The organism is Pseudoduganella namucuonensis, from assembly GCF_900116645.1.
GTDB classification, from domain to species: Bacteria; Pseudomonadota; Gammaproteobacteria; order Burkholderiales; family Burkholderiaceae_D; genus Rugamonas; species Rugamonas namucuonensis.
This window is the reverse complement of record NZ_FPBO01000002.1, coordinates 39,697-61,152: the sequence shown is the minus strand read 5'-3', so window position 1 is coordinate 61,152 and position 21,456 is coordinate 39,697. Positions and strand designations below refer to the sequence as shown.

Below are 21,456 nucleotides of genomic sequence, written 5' to 3'. Positions count from 1 at the left end.
AAATGGCAAGCCCAACCGAAGTCGTACAGCAAATCTACGCCGCCTTTGGCCGGGGCGAGATCGCGGCCGTCATGGAGCTGGTCGCCAACGAGGTGGACTGGGAATTCGTCGGCCTGCCGTCGCTGGCCTACGCGGGCCGGCGGCGCAACTGGGAGGAGGTCGCGGAGTTCTTCGCCGAGATCCCCAAGGCCGACCTGATCCGCGTGTTCGAACCGCGCGAGTTCTTCGCGTCCGGCAGCCACGTGGCCGTGCTGGGCTGGGAGGAGTCCACCGCGATCGAGACCGGCAGGGATTTCGCCACCGAGTGGATGCACCTGTTCACCGTCGAGGACGGCAAGGTCACGCGCTGGCGCGGCTTTCTCGACACGGCCGCGCGCTACGGCGTGGCTCAGTAACGCACCACCAGCCTGGCGTATACGCCGCGGGTGAACGCGGTGCTGGTGGTCGCGCCGCCCAGTTCGGTGTGCGCCTTGCCGATGTTGTGCGCGCCGGCCGAGACCTCCCATCCCGGCCGGGGCCGCCAGCCCAGCCGCACGTCGGCCACCGTGTAGGAGGGCACCACGGGGGAGCGCACGGCGCCGACCCGGCGCACCGTGACGTCCAGCTCGGTGCTGGCCGTCAAGTCCCACGAGGAGCGCAGCAGTCCCTGGTGGGACGGATCCTGTCCCAGCGCCGCCGCCGACGAGGTGTCGGTGCTGCCCGGCTTGGGCGTCAGCCGCTTGTGCTGCGCGGTCCAGCCGGCGCTCAGGCGCCAGCGCGGGCTGGCCTGGAAGCCGCCCCAGGTCTCGATGCCGCGCATGCGCCCCTCCAGCAGGCTGTCGAAGACGACGAAGCGGCGCGTGGGCCCCAGTTCCTGCGAGCGCAGGTGGTCGTAATCGGCGTGGAACAGCGTGGCCGACAGCGACAGCCGCGGCAGCGGCTGGCCGCGGTAGCCCAGTTCGGCGACGGTGGCGATTTCCGAGCGCACCCGGGGGCCGCCGGCCAGCACATAGGGCGGCGCGCCGGGAATGTAGGTGTCGACGTCCAGCCGCGACGGCGCCCGCACCGCCCGCGACAGCGCGGTCCACAGCGTGTGCCGGGGCGTCACCGTCCAGGCCAGCCTGGCGTTGGGCAGGAATTCGCGGCCGGTGTAGTCGTTGTGCTCGACCCGCGCGCCCGCCGTCAGGCGCAGCTCCGGCAGCAGGGCGATCTCGTCCTGGATGAACAGGCTGCTCCAGTGCTGCTTGAGCCTGGCCGGCAGGAAGGCGATGTAGACGCTGTTGGCGACGACCTCGTTGCCGATGCGGTAGTTCGCCCCCCACACCACGTTGTGCGCGCCGTAACGCGGCAAGGCGTGCTGCACCTCCACGTCCAGTATGGTCAGGCGGTCGCTGAAGGTGGGCGGCACCACGCGCTTGGTGTGGTCCAGGTACACCTTCGCGCTCAGGGACGAGCCGTCGGCGTTCTCCCGGCTCCAGCGCGTCAGCAGGTTCGCGCCCGACAGCGAGATGACGCCCAGCGGGAAGCTCCTGCCCGCGACGGCGATGGTGCCCGGCAGGGGCTGGCCCTCGTGTCCGTGGTAGACATTGCCTTGCGCGCTCCACAGGCCGGCGGGCTGTCCCCAGTCGGCGCGGAAGCCGGCGCGGGCGCCGCGGCCGGCGTCGTCGGCCGGCGCGCCGCTTTGCAACTCGGTGTGGTTGTCGTTGGTGTATTTGGCGTACAGCCGGTAGGCGCCGTCGGCGCCGAAAGCGGCGCCGTGGCGCGCGCCGGCGTCGACGCCGCGCTGGCCGGCGCCGGCGCTCAGCAGCGTGCCTCGCGTGTCGCGCGCGGAACGGGTGATGATGTTGATGACGCCGTTGACGGCGTTGGTGCCCCACAGCGTGCCGCCCGGGCCGCTGATGACCTCGATGCGCTCCACGTCCTCCAGCATCAGGTCCTGCACGTCCCAGAACACGCCGGCGAAAAACGGCGTGTAGACCGAGCGTCCGTCGATCAGCACCAGCAGCTTGTTGGCCAGGCTGCTGTTGAAGCCGCGGGCGGTGATGGTGTGGCCGTGCGCGCTGCGGGCGGCGACATACAGGTTCGGCGCCAGGCGCAGCGCCTCGGGCAGGCTGGTCGCGCCGCCGCGGCGGATGTCCTCCCGCGTCAGCACGAACACCGAGGCGGCCGCGCCGGCCAGGCGCTCGGGCTTCTTGGACACCGAGGTGATCCGCAGGCTGCCCAGTTCTTCCAGCGTGAGCGAGGCGAAGTCATACGACTCCTCCGCGGCGGCTCCCATGGCGGCCATGCCCAGGACCAGGGCCGTGGCCAAGGCCGTGGCCGGATACGAGGTCGATTTCATGATAAAAGTTGCTCTCACGATACGTATAAGGGCCACTATACGTCGGACCCGCGGCGCCCTCCACGCCTTTTTCCGGCATCGTCCACCCGGGGCCACAGTGTGTCCTGGACGGTCGCGCGGCGGACGTGAAAAAGCCCGCAAGGCGCAAACCTTGCGGGCTTTTCAGCGTTGAACCGGTGACGGTTCGGCGCGGCCGACTTACATCATGCCGTCCATGCCGCCCATGCCACCCATACCGCCCATGCCACCCATGCCGCCGGCTGGCTTGTCTTCGCTGATCTCGGCGACCATGCAGTCGGTGGTCAGCATCAGGCCGGCGATCGACGCCGCGTTTTGCAGGGCCGAACGGGTCACTTTGGCTGGATCCAGGACACCCATTTCGACCATGTCGCCGTAGGTGCCGTTCGATGCGTTGTAGCCGTAGTTGCCGGAACCGGCCAGCACGGCGGCAACCACCACCGACGCTTCTTCGCCGGCGTTTTGCACGATCATGCGCAGTGGCTCTTCCATCGCGCGCAGCACGATCTTGATGCCGGCTTCCTGGTCTGGATTGTCGCCTTTGACGGTCAGCGAGGCGCGGGCGCGCAGCAGGGCCACGCCGCCGCCTGGCACGATGCCTTCTTCGACGGCCGCGCGGGTGGCGTGCAGCGCGTCTTCAACGCGGGCTTTCTTTTCCTTCATTTCGACTTCGGTGGCGGCACCGACTTTGATCACGGCAACGCCGCCGGCCAGCTTGGCCACGCGCTCTTGCAGTTTTTCACGGTCGTAGTCCGAGGTCGCTTCCTCGATCTGCACGCGGATCTGCTTGACGCGCGATTCGATGTTGGAACCGTCGCCGGCGCCATCGATGACGATGGTGTTTTCCTTGCCGACTTCGATACGCTTGGCTTGGCCCAGTTCGGCCAGCGTGATTTTTTCCAGGGTCAGGCCGATTTCCTCAGCGACAACCTGGCCGCCGGTCAGCACGGCGATGTCTTCCAGCATGGCTTTGCGGCGGTCGCCGAAGCCTGGCGCTTTGACGGCGCAGGTTTTCAGGATGCCGCGGATGTTGTTGACCACCAGGGTCGCCAGCGCTTCGCCTTCGATGTCTTCGGCGATGATCAGCAGTGGACGGCCGGCCTTGGCGACTTGTTCCAGTACGGGCAGCAGGTCGCGGATGTTGGAGATTTTCTTGTCGCACAGCAGGACGAATGGATTGTCCAGGATCGCGACTTGCTTCTCTTGGTTGTTGATGAAGTATGGCGACAGGTAGCCGCGGTCGAACTGCATACCCTCGACGATGTCCAGCTCGTCGTTCAGCGACTTGCCGTCTTCCACGGTGATGACGCCTTCCTTGCCCACTTTTTCCATCGCCTCGGCGATGCGCTCGCCGATCGAGTAGTCGGAGTTGGCGGAGATCGCGCCAACCTGGGCGATTTCCTTGGTGGTGGTGCATGGACGGGCCAGGGCGGCGATCTGCTCGACGGTGGCGGCGACGGCCTTGTCGATGCCGCGCTTCAGGTCCATCGGGTTCATGCCGGCGGCAACGAACTTCATGCCTTCGCGCACGATGGCCTGGGCCAGCACGGTCGCGGTGGTGGTGCCGTCGCCGGCGTTGTCGCTGGTTTTGGAAGCGACTTCCTTGACCATTTGCGCGCCCATGTTCATCAGCTTGTCTTTCAGCTCGATCTCTTTGGCGACCGACACGCCGTCCTTGGTGACGGTCGGGGAGCCGAAGGAACGCTCCAGCACCACGTTGCGGCCTTTCGGGCCCAGGGTGACTTTAACCGCGTTGGCGAGGATGTTCACGCCTTCAACCATCTTGGCGCGCGCTGCGTCGCCGAATACTACGTCTTTAGCTGCCATGTTTGTTTCTCCTGTGTTCAGTATGTTGCGGTGGGTGTTGTCGTAATCGTTGGATTACTTGTTGACAACAGCCATGATGTCTTCTTCACGCATGACCAGCAGCTCGTCGCCGTCAACCTTGACGGCCTGGCCCGAGTATTTACCGAACAGGACGCGGTCGCCGACTTTCACTTCCAGCGGACGGACCTTGCCATCTTCCAGCACTTTGCCATTGCCCACGGCCAGGACTTCGCCCTGGTCTGGTTTTTCAGCGGCCGCATCAGGGATGATCAGGCCGGACGCGGTTTTGGTTTCCTGGTCGAGACGTTTGACGATGACGCGATCGTGCAAAGGGCGAAGGTTCATACAAAACTCCTTTTAAGCAAATGGTTGTCGTGCTGAAGAGGCGCCGGCCGGCGGTGCCGTGCCGGTGCCTCAGAATTCTTGTTAGCACTCTCGGCTAACGAGTGCCAATTATAGGGACGGTTATTTGGTATTTCAAGACAAGCATCAACTTATTTGTTTTTTGCGCCACGGCAATGGCGCCCGCCGCCACACTCTTGCGGCCGCTCAAACTCCATCCAGTTGTATGAAAAGACAAGGTTTCTACAGCCAGGGCGCGGACGACCCCACCGGCGACTTCAACCGCTGGGACCCGCTGTCGGTGGCGGCGGGCCACGCGCCAGGTGGGCGCTGAACGTCACCAACAGCTTCGTGCGGCGCCAGAGCTCGGACTATCCCGACGTGGCGAACTGGTGGTTGGCGGCGGCGCGCGACGCCAACAGCCTGTACGGCCTGTTCGACTCCGTGGCCGGCGTGGCCGGCGAGCACCGCACCTATTACGGCATGGTGCGCACGGCGGTGCCGGGCGGCATAGGCGGCATCGCGCGCGGCATTCCGTCGCACGCGGCGCTGGGCCGCACCAGCGTCAGCCGGCTGGGCGTGGAAACGGCGCGGGAGGTGGTCGCGCACGAGGTGGGGCACACGCGCCACCTCGCCGCCGCTCGGCGTGCCGAAGAAGGCGCCGCGGGATGCGCGCATCGTGTCGCCGGCGGACGGCGCGGCCTTCGCGCCCGAGGCGCTGGCGCAGCTCGAGGGCGGCGCCCACGACGTCGACGACGGCATGCTGACGGCGACGCCATCGGCTGGACCTCCATCCTGGACGGCCCGCTCGGCAACGGCGCCGTGCTGGACGTGACGACCCGCGGCGCGGCACGCACATGATCACCATGCGCGCCGCCGACAGGGACGGCAACACGGCCAGCGCCATGGCCACGATACGCATGGCGGGAGCTGCGCCCGGACTGCGATTGCAGGTGACGCCGCTGGACACGCTGCCCACCACCAGCGCGGGCGCACGCGCCGCGCGCCGCGCGCTTTCCACGCCGCGCGGCGCCAAAACGTGGCCTGCGATGCAATTATTGGCGACGATTTGCCTGTCACACTTTGCATTCCGCCGAGGACTTCCTCAAATATGCACGTCATTGTCGTGCGGCGGTTGACGCGGGTTTGCAAGGCGTCCTATAGTTGCGGGATGATCTCAGAATTCCAAGAACTTTCCGACAAAATCGACCAGTTGGCCGACATGACGATGGCGCTGCGCCGTGAAAACGCGCAGCTGCGCCAGGCCAATTCGGCGCTGGCGGCCGAGGCCATGGCGTACCAGCTGCGCCTGGCCGAGGCGTCGCGGCGCGTGTCGGCACTGCTTGAACAAATCCCCGCCGAGGAAAGCAACGCGGCCGAGGGCGCGCAATGATCCACCTGGACGTGACCATCATGGGTCAGCCCTACCGCCTCGCCTGCAAAGAGGAGGAGGAGCGCGCGCTGCGCGAGGCCGCCGCCTTCCTCGACAAGAAGATGACGGCCATCCGCGACGCCGGCAAGATCAAGGGCAACGACCGCATCGCCGTGATGGCGGCGCTGGGCATGGCGGCCGAATTCCTGTCGGCCAAGGCGCCGCAAGGTCCGCTGTCCGACATGTCCATGCTGGACGTGCAGCAGAAGATCGCCGCCATGCACAAAGTGCTCGACAGCGCGTTGACCCCCCAAGAAATTCTGTTTTAATCGGCGAAAGCCCTTTCCCTGGCGCGGATAGAGGAGTAAACTCCGTGTCACCCTGCGGTGTTCGCGGTTGCCATATATTCCTTGAACCATTTATATGCACCGGTCGCGGAATTTTGTTTGATGGGAGTGAGCGTCGCTAGCCCGATGAACCCGAAATTGAACTAACTGTGACCACCTTGAGCCTTTTGGTTCGGGATGCCGGCATAGCGGCACAGGCGGGGCTAAACTCCTAAAGAGCGGTTGTCAGCGTAAGCGGCAGCCGCTTTTTTTCGTCCGTCTTTTTGAGAGAGGAACGGTATGGCTTATTGGTTGATGAAGTCCGAACCCGATGAGATGAGCATCGACGACGCGCTGGCCGCGCCGAAACACACCGTGCCCTGGTTCGGCGTGCGCAACTACCAGGCCCGCAACTTCATGCGCGACGGCATGCGGGTCGGCGACGGCGTGCTGTTCTATCATTCAAGCTGCCCGCAGCCTGGCATCGCCGGCATCGCCGAGGTGGCCAGCGCGGCCTATCCGGACGACACGCAGTTCGATCCGGCCAGCCACTACTACGACGCGAAGGCCACGCGCGAGCAGCCGCGCTGGATGATGGTCGACGTGAAGGCGCTGCGCAAGACGCGCCTGCTGCCGCTGGCCGAGTTGCGCGCCGTGCCCGAACTGGAGGACATGGCGCTGCTGCAAAAGGGCAGCCGCCTGTCGATCACGCCGGTCACGCCCGCGCAGTGGAAGAAGATACAGGCCCTGTTGCAATGACGTTGCGCTTGTAGGACCACACCAGCAGCAGCAGCGCGCCGACGATCATCGGCAGCGACAGCGTCTGGCCGGAGGTGACGGTGAAGCCGGCGAAGCTGGTTTCCCAGTCCGGCGTGCGGAAGTACTCGGTGAAGAAGCGCGCGCAGCCATACAGCAGCGTGTACATCGCGCCCACCGCCAGGCGCGGCCGCGCGCGGCGCGCGTAGGGCCACAGGATGACGAACACCACCAGCCCGTCGACCAGCAACTGGTACAGCGGCGACGGGTGGCGCAGGCCCTCCAGGAACACCGGATTGGGCGCCAGCGGATAGGCGGTGTTCGGCCACAGCATGGCCCACGGCAGCGTCTGGTCCGCGGCCACGCGGCCCGGCAGCTCCGCGTTGATGAAGTTGCCGAGCCGGCCGCAGGCGTAGCCCAGCGGCACCAGCGGCGCGATGAAGTCGTACACGTCCAGCACGTTGCGGCCGGACTTGCGCGCCCACAGCCACATGGCCAGCATCACGCCCAGGAAGCCGCCGTGGAAGGACATGCCGCCGTTCCACACCTTGAAGATCTCCAGCGGCGTCAGGAAGTACTCGGGACGGTAGAACAGCACCTCGCCCAGCCGGCCGCCGATCACCACGCCCAGCATGCCGTAGAACAGCATGTCGTCCAGGTCCTCGTTGCGCCAGCCCTGCGCGGCGATGTGCGGCTGCTTGATGCGCACCCGGCCCAGCAGCACGAACAGGGCGAAGGCCAGCACATACATCAAGCCGTACCAATGGATCTTGACGGGACCGAGGGCGAAGGCGATGGGGTCGGGCAGCGGGTGTATCAGCATGAAACGTGGTTCCTTAGTAATTCCTCAGTAAGCCCAAAAAGCCCAGCAGCACCGGCGACTGGTTGTCGCGGCGCCAGGCCAGGCCGGTCTCGACCAGCGGTGTCGGGTCGCGCAGCGAGCGGTATTCTACTCCGGGGCGCATCAAATTCGAGACCGATTGTGGCACAAGTGCCAGGCCCATGCCAGCCGACACCAGGCTGACGATGGTCTGCATCTGGATCGCCTCTTGGCCGATCTCCGGCGTCACGCCGGCCGCGCGGAACACGCCCAGGATGGCGTCGTACAACGCCGGCGAGATCGCGCGCGGGAAGATGATCAGCGGCAGCGGCGGCAAGTCCTTCAGCGCCACCTTCTTCTTGCCGCGCAGCGCCGGCAGGCCGGTGGGCGCGGCCAGCACCAGCGGCTCCCTCAGCACCGGCAGATAGTCCAGTTCGGCCTTCGCCTTGTCCGGCAGCGGCGGGATCAACAGGCCGGCGTCGATGCGGTTGTGCAGCAGCTGCTCGAGCTGCAGGTCGGAGGTGGCCTCTTGCAGCGTGATCTGCACCTGCGGATAGGCGGCGCGGTAGGCGCGCAGGAAGGGCGGCAGCACGCTGTAGTCGGCCGACGAGACGAAGGCCAGCGCGATGCGTCCCACCTCGCCGGCGGCCGCGCGCTGCACCAGCCCCGGCAGTTCCAGCGACTGCGCCAGCAGGCGGCGCGCCTCCGGCAGCAGCGCCGCGCCGGCCGGCGTCAGCGCCACGCCGCGCCGGTTGCGCTCGAACAGCGCCGCGCCCAGCAACTCCTCCAGGCCCTGGATGGCCTGCGACAGCGGCGGCTGCGTCATGTGCAGGCGCAGCGCGGCCTTGCCGAAATGGAGTTCCTCGGCCACGGTGACGAAGTAGCGCAGCTGCCTGAGTTCGAGGTTCATATGGAAGACCATGATAATTCGTTGCTGTGATATATGAAGAATATCACAGGGCCGCGAATCTTATATTTGACACGGGGATGCGGGCAGGGCACTCTTGTGCATTAACCTGGGAGTTCCATCATGCCGCAATACCGCTCACGCACCACCACCCACGGCCGCAACATGGCCGGCGCCCGCGCCCTCTGGCGCGCCACCGGCATGAAGGACGGCGATTTCGACAAGCCGATCATCGCCGTCGTCAATTCGTTCACGCAGTTCGTGCCCGGCCACGTGCACCTGAAGGACCTGGGCCAGCTGGTGGCGCGCGAGATCGAGGCGGCCGGCGGCGTCGCCAAGGAATTCAACACCATCGCCGTCGACGACGGCATCGCCATGGGCCACGGCGGCATGCTGTACTCGCTGCCCTCGCGCGACCTGATCGCCGACTCGGTCGAATACATGGTCAACGCGCACTGCGCCGACGCCATGGTCTGCATCTCCAACTGCGACAAGATCACCCCCGGCATGCTGATGGCCGCGATGCGCCTGAACATCCCGGTGGTGTTCGTGTCCGGCGGCCCGATGGAAGCGGGCAAGGTCTTGAAGGTCGTCGACGGCAACAAGAAGATCATCAAGCTGGACCTGGTGGACGCCATGATCAAGGCCGGCGACAGCACCGTCTCCGACGCCGACGTGGCCGAGATCGAGCGCTCCGCCTGTCCGACCTGCGGCTCCTGCTCCGGCATGTTCACCGCCAACTCGATGAACTGCCTGACCGAGGCGCTGGGCCTGTCCCTGCCCGGCAACGGCACCATCCTGGCCACCCACTCCGACCGCAAGGAACTGTTCCTGCGCGCCGGCCGCCTGATCGTGGAACTGGCCAAGCGCTACTACGAGCAGGACGACGCCACCATCCTGCCGCGCAACATCGCCACCAAGGCCGCGTTCGAGAACGCGATGGCGCTGGACGTGTCCATGGGCGGCTCCACCAACACCGTGCTGCACCTGCTGGCCGCCGCGCACGAGGCCGAGGTCGAATTCAAGATGGCCGACATCGACCGCATCTCGCGCAACGTGCCCTGCCTGTGCAAGGTCGCGCCGATGACCGACAAGTTCCACATCGAGGACGTGCACCGCGCCGGCGGCATCGTCTCCATCCTGGGCGAGCTGGCCCGCGCCGGCCTGCTCGACACCTCGGTCTACAGCGTGCACGCCAAGACGCTGGGCGAGGCGATCGAGAAGAACGACATCAAGCGCAGCGACGATCCCGCCGTGCACCAGATGTTCCGCGCCGCCCCCGGCGGCGTGCCGACCCAGACCGCGTTCTCCCAGTCCGAGCGCTTCGACGCGCTGGACCTGGACCGCGAAAAGGGCTGCATCCGCGACAAGGAGCACGCCTACTCGCAGGACGGCGGCCTGGCCGTCCTGTACGGCAACCTGGCTGAAAACGGCTGCATCGTGAAAACGGCGGGCGTGGACGAAAGCATCCTGAAGTTCAGCGGCAAGGCGCGCGTGTTCGAAAGCCAGGACGCGGCGGTCGAAGCCATCCTGGGCGACACCGTGCACGAGGGCGACGTCGTCATCATCCGCTACGAGGGCCCGAAAGGCGGCCCCGGCATGCAAGAGATGCTGTACCCGACCTCCTACATCAAGTCCAAGGGCCTGGGCAAGGCCTGCGCGCTGTTCACCGACGGCCGCTTCTCGGGCGGCTCGTCGGGCCTGGTGATCGGCCACGCCTCGCCGGAAGCGGCCGAGGGCGGCGCCATCGGCCTGGTGGAAGAGGGCGACATGATCGACATCGACATCCCCAACCGCGCCATCAACCTGCGCGTCGACGCCGCCGAACTGGCGGCCCGCCGCGCCGCGATGGAAGCCAAGGGCGCCGACGCGTGGCAACCGGTCGACCGCGAGCGCTACGTCTCGCAGGCGCTGCAAGCCTACGCCGCGCTGACCACCTCCGCCGACCGCGGCGCCGTGCGCGACCTGTCCCAGCTCAAGCGTTAACACTTTCACATCGGTGTCAGGCGCGACATTCGGACAAGTTGCCGCCGCCCAAAACAAAGCCGGCCCTCGGACCGGCTTTTTCGTGCCAGGAAAGGGGAAAAGGGGTCAGGTTCAATTTTTAATTGAACCTGACCCCTTTTTTTTATTTCTTCTTGTCGAAATTCTGCTTCACGCGGTCCTTGCGGCGCTGCTCGTCCACGTTGTGGGCCTTGCGCTTGTCCAGGCCCAGCATGGGTTCCAGGAACTCGAACCAGACGAACGCGAACACCATCAGCCCGACGATCCACCACCACGACAACTCGGCAAACTTCCACACTTCGAAATAACGCAGGCCGCACAGCGCGACGATCAGCAGGATGATGGGCATGGGAAACTCCTTGTTCACTTACATCATCTTACAAAAGAATGCGCTATACGGGGGATGATATTGTTGCGGACGTCAACGACCGGTATGATCCCTGCGTTGTAAGAAGGCGGTAGAATAGCGTTAGTTACTATGGAGAAAACGATGAAACGTGTTCTGATGGTTGGTATGGTGGCCGTTTCGGCTTTCGCGGCGCAAAGCGCCATGGCGAACGCGGACCTGGCCAAGGCGAAAAACTGCATGGCTTGCCACGCGGTCGCAAACAAGGTGGTGGGTCCCGCGTTCAAGGATGTGGCGGCGAAGTATGCCGGCCAGAAGGACGCCGAAGCCAAGCTGATGGGCAAAGTCATCAAGGGTGGCTCCGGCACCTGGGGCGCGATCCCGATGCCGGCCAATCCCCAAGTGTCCGAGGCGGAAGCCAAGACGCTGGTGAAATGGGTTCTGGCGCAGAAGTGATCCCGCGCCGGGCTTTGGAAGTTTGAAAAGGGGCCGCGGCCCCTTTTTTTATTTCACCACTTCCAGCACCGTGCGCTTGTTGTCCTTGTAGGTGTACAAGGTCAGCGCGCCGTTGTTGATGTCGCCGTACTTGTCGAAGCTGATCGGTCCGGTCACGCCCTGGTATTGCACCTTGTGCAGGAAGGGCAGGTACTTGGCCGGGTCGGCCGACTTGGCGTTGGCCATGGCGGTCGCCATCGTCATCACCGCGTCGTAGGCGTAGGGCGCGTAGATCTGCACCTCCATGTTGTACTTCTTGCGGAAGCGCGCGGCGAAGTCCTCCAGGTCCTTCTTCTTGTCGGCCGTGACGCCGCCCGCCTCGGCGCAGGTCACCGACTCGTCGGCGCCGCCGGCCAGCTTGGGCAGCGATTCCGAGCAGATGCCGTCGCCGCCCATGTACTTGGCCTTGATGCCCAGCGCCTTCATCTGGCGCAGCAGCGGGCCGCCCACGCCGTCCATGCCGCCGAAGAACACCAGGTCCGGGTTCTTGGACTTGATCTTGGTGAGGATGGCGTTGAAGTCGGTGGCCTTGTCGGTGGTGAACTCCTTGGCGACGATGCTCACGCCCGGCCCCTTGGCGGCCTTGGCGAACTCGCTCGCCACGCCCTGGCCGTAGGCGGTGCGGTCGTCGATCACGGCGATGCGCTTGGCGCCCAGCTTGGTCACGGCGTACTTGCCCAGCGTGCCGCCCAGCTTGTTGTCGTTGGCCACCACGCGGAAGGCGGTGTTGTAGCCCTGGCGCGTGTAGACGGGGCTGGTGGCCGAGGCGGAGATCTGCGGAATGCCGGCGTCGAAATAGATCTTCGAGGCGGGAATCGTGGTGCCGGAGTTCTGGTGCCCGATGATGCCGTTGATCTTGGCGTCCACCAGTTTCTGCGCCGCCGCCGCGCCCTGTTTCGGGTCGGCCGCGTCGTCCTCCGGCAGCAGCACGAACTTGACCGCCTTGCCGTTGATCTTGAAGCCCTGGGCGTTCAAGTCCTCGACCGCCATCTTGGCGCCCAACTCGTCTTCCTTGCCCAGGTGGGCGGACGGGCCGGAGGTCGCGGCCACGTGGCCGATCTTGACCACTTCCTGCGCCCGCGCGCCGGCGGCGCAGGCCAGGGTCAGCGCCAACGGCAGCGCCAGCGGAATGAACTTAATTTGCATGCTGCTTTCTCCAAAAGAAAAGCCGTCCGGATCGCGGACGGCTAGTCGATGCTCTCACATTAACTTATTGCACCACTTCCATCTTGGTCTTCTTGCCGCCGGTGTAGGTGAACAGGGTCAGCGCGCCGTTGTTGATGTCGCCATACGGATCGAAGGTGATCATGCCGGTCACGCCCTGGTACTTGATCTTGTGCAGGAAGGGCAGGTATTTGGCCGGCTCGCTCGATTTGGCTTCCGCCATCGCGGTGGCCATCGTCATCACGGCGTCGTACACGTAGGGCGCGTACAGCTGCACTTCCTGGCCGTACAGTTTCTTGTAGCGGGCGCGGAAGTCGTCCATGTTCTTTTGCAGCTCGGGCGGCACGCCGCCCGCCTCGGCGCAGGTCACCACGCCGTCGGCAGCGGCGTCGCCCGCCAGCCGCGGCAGCGCGTCGGTGCAGAGGCCGTCGCCGCCCATGAACTTGGCCTTGATGCCCAGCGCCTTCATCTGGCGCAGCAGCGGGCCGCCCACCGAGTCCATGCCGCCGAAGAACACCAGGTCCGGGTTCTTGGCCTTGATGGTGGTGAGGATGGCGTTGAAGTCGGTGGCCTTGTCGTTGGTGAACTGCTTGTCCACGATGGTCACGCCGGGGCCCTTGGCGCCCTTGGTGAACTCGGTGGCCACGCCCTGGCCGTAGGCGGTGCGGTCGTCGATCACGGCGATGCGCTTGGCGCCCAGTTTTTCCACGGCGTATTTGCCCAAGGTGCCGCCCAGCTTGCTGTCATTGGCCACCACGCGGAAGGCGGTGTTGAACTTCTGCTTGGTGTAGATGGGGTTGGTGGCGGCGGGCGAGATCTGCGGAATGCCGGCGTCGAAATAGATCTTGGAGGCGGGCACGGTGGTGCCGGAGTTCAGGTGGCCGATCACGCCCTGCACTTTGGCGTCCACCAGCTTTTGCGCGACGGTGGTGCCCTGCTTGGGATCGCCGCCGTCGTCTTCCATCTGCAGCACGAATTTCACCGGCTTGCCGTTGATCTTGAAGCCCTTGGCGTTCAGGTCGTCCACCGCCATCTTGGCGCCGTATTCATTGTCCTTGCCCAGGTGGGAAGAGGGGCCGGAGACTGGAGCGACGTGGCCGATCTTGACGATTTCCTGCGCGGACGCGCTGCCGGCGAAAGCCAGGGCGATGGCAAATGGAATCAGCTTGCTGTTGAACTGCATATACATTCTCCGATAGATTGAGGACGGCAACGCCGATGCTTGTTGGCTATACAAGCCGTGAAGGTACAACAAATTAACCGCCCCGCAAAGGGAGTTGTTATTTTCGCTGTCACTTTTTTACTTTTTTTGCGCGTGCAGATGCGTCAGTTCCTGCGTGACGGCGCGGCTGACGATCTGGGCCAGCGTGTCGTGCAGGCCGTGGCGGATTTCCGCGGTGAGGCCGCGCAGCGCGTGGCCGAGCACTTCCTCCATGCTGTCCTTGATGCGCTGTTCCAGCACGAAGTCCACCCTGGCCTGGAGTTGCTGCAGGATGCGCTCCGATAGCCGGCGTTCCAGCGCTTCCATGTCGCCGCCACTCAATTCGTCGCCGTCGCCGCGCGCCGCCGCGCCGGTGGCCAGTGCGGGCTGTGTGGCCGGCAAATCGTGCAAGACCTCCGTCAGCACGGGGATGGACGCGTCGAATGGATGGGCGGGGCTCATGATTTGTTGGCGACGAAGTGGGTGGGTTGATAGTCCTGTTGCTTATATGACACGTAGCGCCTCCTGCCCGCCGCCGCGTCCTGTTCCTCGGACGATACCACTTCAATTACCCGTTGGAAACGGGCAAAGTGGGCCGGCGTGCGGCGCGACAGGTTGACCAGTAGATCCGTGTGGGGCAGCGCGTCGTCGTCGCTGGCGGTCAACACGATGGGCGTTTCCGCCGCCAGCGCGTCGCCGGCCGCCACGTGCGGCAGGAAATCGACGCCCGAGAAGGACCACAGCGCGCCGTCCAGCTCCGCCCGCTGCTGCTCGTCGTCCGCCAGCAGCACGATGCGGTTGCGCGCCGCGTAGGCCTTGCGCACCAGGCGGCAGGCGTAGGCGATCTTGTCGGGCACGTTGGTGTGGAAGTCGATGCGGGTCATGGTCAATCTTGCAAGCGGTGGCGATCCGCTATTTTAACCGGGGCAACACCGACGGCAGGGTTTCAGAATTGAAAATCCGGCGATGCATTGACCGGCGGCAAACGCTGCGTGCGCGGCGCTTGATTTTCCGGCTTGCCGGACTGGGTGGTCTCGGCGGTACGGGCGGGTGGCGGCGCGGCCGGGGCGGGCGGCGTCTGACGGTAGTTGGCGGGGAGCAGGCTTTGCGCGGGATAGCCGGCGGCGGTCAGCGCCTCGTCCCAGGTGACCTGCTCGAAGCCGGTCTGGCGCTCGCGGCCGATGAGCAGGTAGGGCAGGCGGCCGGCGCTGCCGGCGCGCCGCAGCGCGGCCATGTCGTCGCTGTTCTGCACGGTTTTCTCGGTGTACGGGACGCCGCGCTTTTGCAGCATGGCGCGCGCCGCGTTGCAGATGTCGCATTCCTGGGTGGTGTACAGCGTGACCGGGCTGGCCTTGGCCACGGTGGCCAGCTCGGCGGGTAGGGCGGGCGTGGCCGGGCCGGTGTCGTAGTGCTTGACCTCGACCGGCTTGCCGGCGGGGGCGGCCTTGGCGGGCGGGGGCGTGTCGCTGAAATGCGTCACGCCCTTTTGGTCCGTCCACTTGTATATCTGCGCGGAGGCCATGCCGCCGCATAGCAGCAACAGCAGGGCCATCCGCGAGGCTCGCATGGTCAGGCCGCCATGCCGCTGTGGCGCAGCAGCGCGTCGATGCTGGGCTCGCGGCCGCGGAAGGCCGTGAACGACTCCAGCGCGGGACGCGAACCGCCAACGGCCAGGATCTCCCGCTGGAAGCGCTTGCCGGTCTCGGCCGAAATGGCGCCGCCGCCCAGCGCCGCGGCCTCCTCGAAGGCCGCGTAGGCGTCGGCGGACAGCACCTCGGCCCACTTGTAGCTGTAGTAGCCGGCCGCGTAGCCGCCGGAGAAGATGTGGCCGAAGGAGTTCTGGAAGCGGTTGAACGCGGGCGGCACCACGATGGAGAACTTGCGGCGCACGTCGTCGATCAGCGACTGCACGGCCTGGCCGCCGGCCGGGTCGTAATCGAAGTGCAAGTGCATGTCCAGCAGCGAGAACTCGACCTGGCGCAGGGTCTGCATGCCGGACTGGAAGTTCTTGGCCGCCAGCATCTTGTCGTACAGCGCGCGCGGCAGCGGTTCGCCGGTCTGCGCATGGGAGGTCATGTGGCTCAGCACGTCCCATTCCCAGCAGAAGTTCTCCATGAACTGGGACGGCAGCTCCACCGCGTCCCATTCCACGCCGGAGATGCCGGACACGCCGATCTCGTCCACCAGCGTCAGCATGTGGTGCAGGCCGTGGCCGAACTCGTGGAACAGCGTGATGACCTCGTCGTGCGTGAACAGCGAGGGCTGGACCTTGCCGTCGACGACGGCCGGTTCGGTGAAGTTGCAGGTCAGGTAGGCGACCGGCGTCTGCACCTCGCCGTTCACGCCGACGCGGCGGCCGCGCGCGTCGTCCATCCAGGCGCCGCCGCTCTTGCCGGCGCGGGCATACAAGTCCAGGTAGAACTGGCCGATCAGTTTGCCGTCGCGCTCGATGCGGAAGAAGCGCACGTCCTTGTGCCAGGTCGGCGCCTGGTCCGGCAGGATGGCGACCGAGAACAGCGACGGGATCAGGCGGAACAGGCCGTCGACCACCTTGTGCTCGGGGAAGTACTGCTTCACCTCCTGGGCCGAGAAGGCGTAGCGGCGCTCCTGCAGTTTTTCGGAGGCGTAGGGCAGGTCCCAGGCTTGCAGCTCGTCCAGGCCCAGCTCGTCCCTGGCGAAGGCGCGCAGCTCGGCGTAATCCTGCTCGGCGTAGGGGCGGGCGCGTTTGGCCAGGTCCTCGAGGAAGGCGATCACCTGCTCGGGCGATTGCGCCATCTTGGGCACCAGCGACACCTCGGCGAAGTTCTTGTAGCCCAGCAGCTTGGCTTCCTCGTCGCGCAGCTTCAGCAGGGTGACGATGTTTTGCGTGTTGTCCCAGTCCTCGCGCTTGCTGAAGGCCTCGCCCAACTCCGAGGCCTTGGTGGCGTTGGCGCGGTAGACGGTCTCGCGCAGCGCGCGCTTGTCGGCGAACTGCAGGATGGGGTAGTAGGACGGGAAGTGCAGCGAGAACATCCAGCCGCCCTTGCCCTCCTTCTCGGCCAGCGCCTTGGCGGCCTGCTTGACGTCGTCCGGCAGGCCGGCCAGGTCGGCCTCGTCCTCGACGGTCAGCTTGTAGTCGTTGGTCGCGTCCAGTACGTTTTCCGAGAAGCGGGTGGAGGTCAGCGCGTGCTCCTCCTGGATCGCGGCGAAGCGTTCCTTCTGCTCGGCGGGCAGCTCGGCGCCGCCCATGCGGAAGTCGCGCACGGCGTTGTCGATGATGCGCTTGCGGGCCGGCGCCAGGGCGTCGAAGCCGGCGCTGGCGCGCAGCGCCTTGTATTTGGCGAACAGCGCCTCGTTCTGGGCCAGCGCGGTCCAGAACTCGGTCACCTTCGGCTGGTTCTCGTTGTAGGTCGCGCGCAGTTCGGGCGTGTCGACCACATTGTTCAGATGGCTGACGATGCCCCAGGCGCGGCCCAGCAGCTCGGTGGCGTTTTCCAGCGGCGCCACGAAGTTGTCCCACGTGACTTCGCCGGTGGCCGCCTGCAACTGGTCGACCACGGCCTGGCTTTGCGCCAGCAACTGGTCGATGGCGGGCGTCACGTGTTCCGGCTGGATGGCGTCGAAGCGCGGCAGGCCGGAAAAGTCCAGCAGGGGATTGTTCAGGGCTTCAGTAGTCATATGGCTTTCCAATGTGGTCGAAACGGCTTATTGGCAGCTTACTTGCGTTCGGCCGATTCGATGGTGTTCATCAAGAGCATGGTGATGGTCATGGGACCGACGCCGCCCGGCACCGGCGTGATGTGCGAGGCGACCTCCTTGATGCCCGCGAAGTCCACGTCGCCGCACAGCTTGCCATTATCGTCCCGGTTCATGCCGACATCGATCACGATTGCGCCCGGCTTCACCATGTCCGCGGTGAGCGTGTCGCGGCGGCCGACGGCGGCCACCACCACGTCGGCCTGGCGGGTGTACAGGCCCAGGTCCGGGGTCGCGCTATGGCAGATGGTGACGGTGGCGTTGGCCTGCAAGAGCAGCAGGCCCATGGGCTTGCCGACGGTGTTGCTGCGGCCGATGACGACCGCGTGCTTGCCGCGCAGGTCGACGCCGGTGGACTCGATCAGCTTCATGCAGCCGTACGGCGTGCAGGGGCGGAAGCCCTCCAGGCCGGTCATCAGTTCGCCGGCCGACAGCACCGAGTAGCCGTCCACGTCCTTGGAGGTGGCGATGGCCTCGATCACCTTGTGCGGGTTGATGTGCTTGGGCAGGGGCATCTGCACCAGGATGCCGTGGATGGCCGGATCGTTGTTCAGGGCCTCGATGCGCGCCAGCAGGTCCGCCTCGCCCAGGTCCGCCTCGTACTTCTCCAGCACGGAATGGAAGCCGACGTCGCCGCAAGCCTTGACCTTGTTGCGCACGTACACCTGCGAGGCCGGGTCCTCGCCGACCAGGATCACGGCCAGGCCGGGTTGCTTGCCTTGGGCGGTCAGGGCGGCGGCGCGGGAGGCGATTTCAGCGCGCAGTTTTTGGGAGAGGGCGATACCGTCGATCAGTTGAGCAGACATGATTTTGGAGGGGTGGGAGGGGAAAACCAGAATTATAAGGCCGGAGCGACCCTCCCGGCGCGGACAACAACGGCCGACGCCGCTTTGGGGTCAGACCCCATGGCCGGCTGACGCCGCTTGGAGGCGGGCCACGCATCGGCGTCGGCAATAAGTATTTTCCACTATATGAAATGCGTTATCGTAATTTGAAAAATACGAAAAGTGCTGTTAGAATCTTCACACTAATCCGAAGTCTTAGTAAATAATCACGCAGCACCGTCCGCGCGATCTGGTGATCGGGGCAGGGCGTTCACACTAGGAGACTCACTACATGGCAGCTCAACTCGACCAGGTCACGGCCCTTACCGCCCTCGATCCGGATGCGCAGGAAACCAAAGAATGGCTGGACGCGCTGGAAGCCGTTCTGGAACAAGAAGGCCCGGAACGCGCGCATTACCTGATGGAACGCCTGGTTGACCTGGCCCGCCGCCGTGGCGCCGACATCCCCTTCTCCGCGAACACCGCGTACGTCAACACCATCCCCGTCGCCAACGAGGCCCACTGCCCGGGCAACCTGGAATACGAGGAGCGCCTGCGCTCGTGGATGCGCTGGAACGCGATGGCGATGGTGGTCAAGGCCAACCGCGCCGACGGCGACCTGGGCGGCCACCTGTCCTCCTTCGCCTCGCTGGCCAACATGCTGGGCATCGGCTTCAACCACTTCTGGAAAGCCGCCTCCGACACCCACGGCGGCGACCTGCTGTACATCCAGGGCCACTCCTCCCCCGGCGTCTACGCGCGCGCCTTCCTGGAAGGCCGCCTGAGCGAGGAACAGCTGCTGAACTTCCGCAAGGAAGTCGACGGCAAGGGCCTGTCCTCCTACCCGCACCCGAAACTGATGCCGGACTTCTGGCAGTTCCCGACCGTCTCCATGGGCCTGGGCCCGCTGATGGCGATCTACCAAGCGCGCTTCCTGAAGTACCTGCACGCGCGCGGCATCGCCGACACCAACCAGCGCAAGGTCTGGGCCTTCTGCGGCGACGGCGAGATGGACGAGCCGGAATCGATGGGCGCGATCGGCATGGCCGCCCGTGAACAGCTGGACAATCTGGTCATCGTCGTCAACTGCAACCTGCAGCGCCTGGACGGCCCGGTGCGCGGCAACGGCAAGATCATCCAGGAACTGGAAGCGGACTTCCGCGGCGCCGGCTGGAACGTGGTCAAGGTCATCTGGGGCCCGGGCTGGGACGCCCTGCTGGCCAAGGACAAGGACGGCATCCTGCAAAAAGTGATGATGGAAACCGTCGACGGCGAATACCAGAACTACAAGGCCAAGGACGGCGCCTTCGTGCGCAAGCACTTCTTCGGCAAGCATCCGAAGCTGCTGGAAATGGTCGCCAACATGAGCGACGACGACATCTGGCGCCTGACCCGCGGCGGCCACGACCCGCACAAGATCTACGCCGCGTTCAAGAACGCGCAGGAAAGCGTGGGCAAGCCCACCGTGCTGCTGGTGAAGACCGTGAAGGGCTTCGGCATGGGCAAATCCGGCGAGGCGCGCAACACCGCGCACCAGACCAAGAAGCTGGACGACGAGGCCATCCGCGAAATGCGCGACCGCTTCAACATCCCGATCCCGGACGACAAGCTGGCCGAGATCCCGTTCTTCAAGCCGTCCGACGACGCGCCTGAAATGAAATACCTGCACGAGCGCCGCAAAGCGCTGGGCGGCTACCTGCCGGCCCGCCGCATGAAGGCCGACGAGCAACTGGTGGTGCCGCCGCTGGAGGCGTTCAAGGCGTCGCTGGAGCCGACCCCGGAAGGCCGCGAAATCTCGACCACCCAGGCCTACGTGCGCATCATCACCGCCCTGCTGCGCGACCAGTCCCTGGGTCCGCGCCTGGTGCCCATCCTGGTCGACGAGTCCCGCACCTTCGGTATGGAAGGCCTGTTCCGCCAGATCGGCATCTTCAACCAGCAAGGCCAGTTGTACGAGCCGGTCGACAAGGACCAGGTGATGTACTACCGCGAAGACAAGGCGGGCCAGATCCTGCAAGAGGGTATCAACGAAGCCGGCGGCATGAGCTCGTGGATCGCCGCGGCGACCTCGTACTCGACCAACAACCGCGTGATGATCCCGTTCTTCACCTACTACTCGATGTTCGGCATGCAGCGTATCGGCGACCTGGCCTGGGCCGCCGGCGACATGCGCGCACGCGGCTTCATGATGGGCGGCACCGCCGGCCGCACCACGCTGAACGGCGAAGGCCTGCAGCACGAGGACGGCCACAGCCACCTGTTCGCGGCGGCCATCCCGAACTGCGTGCCATACGACCCGACCTTCGGCCATGAAGTGGCTGTGATCATCCACGACGGCCTGCGCCGCATGGTGACCAACCAGGAAGATGTGTTCTACTACATCACCATCATGAACGAGAACTACGCCCACCCAGGCCTGAAAGCCGGCCAGGAAGAGGGCATCCTGAAAGGCATGTACCTGCTGCAGGAAGGCGACAAGAAAGCCAAGCAGCGCGTGCAGCTGATCGGCTCGGGCACCATCCTGCGCGAATCCATCTTCGCCGCCGAACTGCTGAAGAACGACTGGAACATCGCCGCCGACGTGTGGTCCGCTCCTTCGCTGACCCTGGTGGCGCGCGAAGGCCAGGACGCCGAACGCTGGAACCTGGTCAACCCGACCAAGGAACAGCGCGTGCCTTACGTCACCGGCCTGTTGAAAGACACCTCCGGCCCGATCGTGGCGACCACCGACTACATGCGCGCCTTCGCAGAACAGATCCGCGCCTTCATTCCGAAGGACCGCACCTACCGCGTGCTGGGCACCGACGGTTTCGGCCGCTCGGACAGCCGCGCCAAGCTGCGCGAATTCTTCGAGGTGAACCGCTACTACATCGTGGTCGCTTCGCTGAAATCGCTGGCTGAAGAGGGCAAGATCGACGCTTCCGTGGTGGAGCAAGCCGTCGCCAAGTACGGCCTCAATCCGAACAAACCAAATCCGGTGACCCAATGAGAGAAGACGG

General features: G+C 65.4%; 22 protein-coding genes and 1 other RNA gene. 10 read left to right on the top strand and 13 right to left on the bottom strand.

Annotated features, from left to right (window positions below):
• The first annotated feature begins 2 nt into the window (after positions 1–2).
• Complete coding sequence (locus tag BM436_RS02445) at positions 3–395, top strand: nuclear transport factor 2 family protein (RefSeq protein WP_093553137.1); 393 nt, start codon at positions 3–5, stop codon at positions 393–395.
• On the opposite strand, the gene BM436_RS02440 is transcribed toward BM436_RS02445, so the two are convergent.
• From BM436_RS02440 to groES, 3 genes are all read right to left on the bottom strand, one after another.
• The gene (locus BM436_RS02440) at positions 389–2,320 is read right to left on the bottom strand and encodes a TOL_0244 family TonB-dependent receptor (RefSeq protein ID WP_093553135.1); all 1,932 of its coding nucleotides are present in this window, start codon (positions 2,318–2,320) and stop codon (positions 389–391) included. The two genes, BM436_RS02445 and BM436_RS02440, sit on opposite strands and share 7 nt — an antisense overlap.
• A 198-nt stretch (positions 2,321–2,518) precedes the next feature.
• Positions 2,519–4,165 (bottom strand): chaperonin GroEL, encoded by a 1,647-nt coding sequence (groL, locus tag BM436_RS02435; protein ID WP_093553133.1) that lies wholly within the window; start codon positions 4,163–4,165, stop codon positions 2,519–2,521.
• A 54-nt stretch (positions 4,166–4,219) separates the two neighbouring features.
• The gene (groES, locus tag BM436_RS02430) at positions 4,220–4,510 is read right to left on the bottom strand and encodes a co-chaperone GroES (RefSeq protein WP_093553132.1); all 291 of its coding nucleotides are present in this window, start codon (positions 4,508–4,510) and stop codon (positions 4,220–4,222) included.
• A 348-nt stretch (positions 4,511–4,858) separates the two neighbouring features.
• Between groES and BM436_RS02425 the strand changes: the two genes are divergently transcribed.
• The 6 genes from BM436_RS02425 to BM436_RS02405 all read left to right on the top strand — a co-directional run bounded on the left by BM436_RS02425 (position 4,859) and on the right by BM436_RS02405 (position 6,964).
• Positions 4,859–5,368: a hypothetical protein gene (locus BM436_RS02425; RefSeq protein ID WP_093553130.1), complete on the top strand. Its 510-nt coding sequence runs from the start codon at positions 4,859–4,861 to the stop codon at positions 5,366–5,368.
• A complete protein-coding gene (locus BM436_RS35935; protein ID WP_143132915.1) occupies positions 5,365–5,646 on the top strand; it encodes a hypothetical protein in 282 nt (93 codons plus the stop codon). Before BM436_RS02425 ends, BM436_RS35935 begins: the two co-directional genes overlap by 4 nt.
• 32 nt (positions 5,647–5,678) lie before the next feature.
• Entirely contained in the window at positions 5,679–5,900 is a 222-nt protein-coding gene (locus tag BM436_RS02420) for a hypothetical protein (protein WP_093553128.1), read from the top strand.
• Positions 5,897–6,208: a cell division protein ZapA gene (locus BM436_RS02415; protein WP_093553126.1), complete on the top strand. Its 312-nt coding sequence runs from the start codon at positions 5,897–5,899 to the stop codon at positions 6,206–6,208. Before BM436_RS02420 ends, BM436_RS02415 begins: the two co-directional genes overlap by 4 nt.
• A gap of 46 nt (positions 6,209–6,254) precedes the next feature.
• A non-coding RNA gene (ssrS, locus tag BM436_RS02410) (6S RNA) lies at positions 6,255–6,434 on the top strand.
• A 71-nt stretch (positions 6,435–6,505) separates the two neighbouring features.
• The gene (locus BM436_RS02405) at positions 6,506–6,964 is read left to right on the top strand and encodes an EVE domain-containing protein (protein WP_093553124.1); all 459 of its coding nucleotides are present in this window, start codon (positions 6,506–6,508) and stop codon (positions 6,962–6,964) included.
• On the opposite strand, the gene lgt is transcribed toward BM436_RS02405, so the two are convergent.
• Positions 6,921–7,784 (bottom strand): prolipoprotein diacylglyceryl transferase, encoded by an 864-nt coding sequence (gene lgt, locus BM436_RS02400; RefSeq protein WP_093553122.1) that lies wholly within the window; start codon positions 7,782–7,784, stop codon positions 6,921–6,923. The two genes, BM436_RS02405 and lgt, sit on opposite strands and share 44 nt — an antisense overlap.
• Before the next feature lie 13 nt (positions 7,785–7,797).
• Positions 7,798–8,691, bottom strand: coding sequence for a LysR family transcriptional regulator (locus tag BM436_RS02395; protein ID WP_093553641.1), 894 nt, complete (start codon positions 8,689–8,691; stop codon positions 7,798–7,800).
• Positions 8,692–8,811: 120 nt separating this feature from the next.
• On the opposite strand from BM436_RS02395, the gene ilvD reads away from it, so the two are divergent.
• Entirely contained in the window at positions 8,812–10,674 is a 1,863-nt protein-coding gene (ilvD, locus tag BM436_RS02390; protein ID WP_093553120.1) for a dihydroxy-acid dehydratase, read from the top strand.
• A gap of 142 nt (positions 10,675–10,816) precedes the next feature.
• Here ilvD and BM436_RS02385 read toward each other — a convergent pair whose 3' ends face one another.
• On the bottom strand, positions 10,817–11,041 hold the full coding sequence (locus BM436_RS02385) for a TIGR04438 family Trp-rich protein (protein WP_093553118.1): 225 nt from the start codon (positions 11,039–11,041) through the stop codon (positions 10,817–10,819).
• Positions 11,042–11,182: 141 nt separating this feature from the next.
• Here BM436_RS02385 and BM436_RS02380 point away from each other — a divergent pair, with 141 nt between their 5' ends.
• Positions 11,183–11,494: a c-type cytochrome gene (locus BM436_RS02380; RefSeq protein WP_093553116.1), complete on the top strand. Its 312-nt coding sequence runs from the start codon at positions 11,183–11,185 to the stop codon at positions 11,492–11,494.
• Positions 11,495–11,542: 48 nt separating this feature from the next.
• On the opposite strand, the gene BM436_RS02375 is transcribed toward BM436_RS02380, so the two are convergent.
• The 7 genes from BM436_RS02375 to folD form a co-directional block, all read right to left on the bottom strand.
• A complete protein-coding gene (locus tag BM436_RS02375; RefSeq protein ID WP_093553114.1) occupies positions 11,543–12,679 on the bottom strand; it encodes a branched-chain amino acid ABC transporter substrate-binding protein in 1,137 nt (378 codons plus the stop codon).
• A 64-nt stretch (positions 12,680–12,743) separates the two neighbouring features.
• Positions 12,744–13,880, bottom strand: coding sequence for a branched-chain amino acid ABC transporter substrate-binding protein (locus BM436_RS02370; protein ID WP_093553112.1), 1,137 nt, complete (start codon positions 13,878–13,880; stop codon positions 12,744–12,746).
• Positions 13,881–13,997: 117 nt separating this feature from the next.
• On the bottom strand, positions 13,998–14,360 hold the full coding sequence (locus BM436_RS02365) for a DUF2486 family protein (protein ID WP_093553110.1): 363 nt from the start codon (positions 14,358–14,360) through the stop codon (positions 13,998–14,000).
• Entirely contained in the window at positions 14,357–14,782 is a 426-nt protein-coding gene (locus BM436_RS02360) for a DNA polymerase III subunit chi (RefSeq protein WP_093553108.1), read from the bottom strand. The genes BM436_RS02365 and BM436_RS02360 overlap by 4 nt, the downstream gene beginning before the upstream one ends.
• Before the next feature lie 62 nt (positions 14,783–14,844).
• Positions 14,845–15,465, bottom strand: coding sequence for a glutaredoxin family protein (locus BM436_RS02355; protein WP_093553106.1), 621 nt, complete (start codon positions 15,463–15,465; stop codon positions 14,845–14,847).
• A gap of 2 nt (positions 15,466–15,467) precedes the next feature.
• Positions 15,468–17,555 (bottom strand): M3 family metallopeptidase, encoded by a 2,088-nt coding sequence (locus BM436_RS02350; protein ID WP_093553104.1) that lies wholly within the window; start codon positions 17,553–17,555, stop codon positions 15,468–15,470.
• A 38-nt stretch (positions 17,556–17,593) separates the two neighbouring features.
• Complete coding sequence (gene folD, locus BM436_RS02345) at positions 17,594–18,439, bottom strand: bifunctional methylenetetrahydrofolate dehydrogenase/methenyltetrahydrofolate cyclohydrolase FolD (RefSeq protein ID WP_093553102.1); 846 nt, start codon at positions 18,437–18,439, stop codon at positions 17,594–17,596.
• A 310-nt stretch (positions 18,440–18,749) separates the two neighbouring features.
• Here folD and aceE point away from each other — a divergent pair, with 310 nt between their 5' ends.
• On the top strand, positions 18,750–21,446 hold the full coding sequence (aceE, locus tag BM436_RS02340; protein WP_093553100.1) for a pyruvate dehydrogenase (acetyl-transferring), homodimeric type: 2,697 nt from the start codon (positions 18,750–18,752) through the stop codon (positions 21,444–21,446).
• The last annotated feature ends 10 nt before the right edge of the window (positions 21,447–21,456 follow it).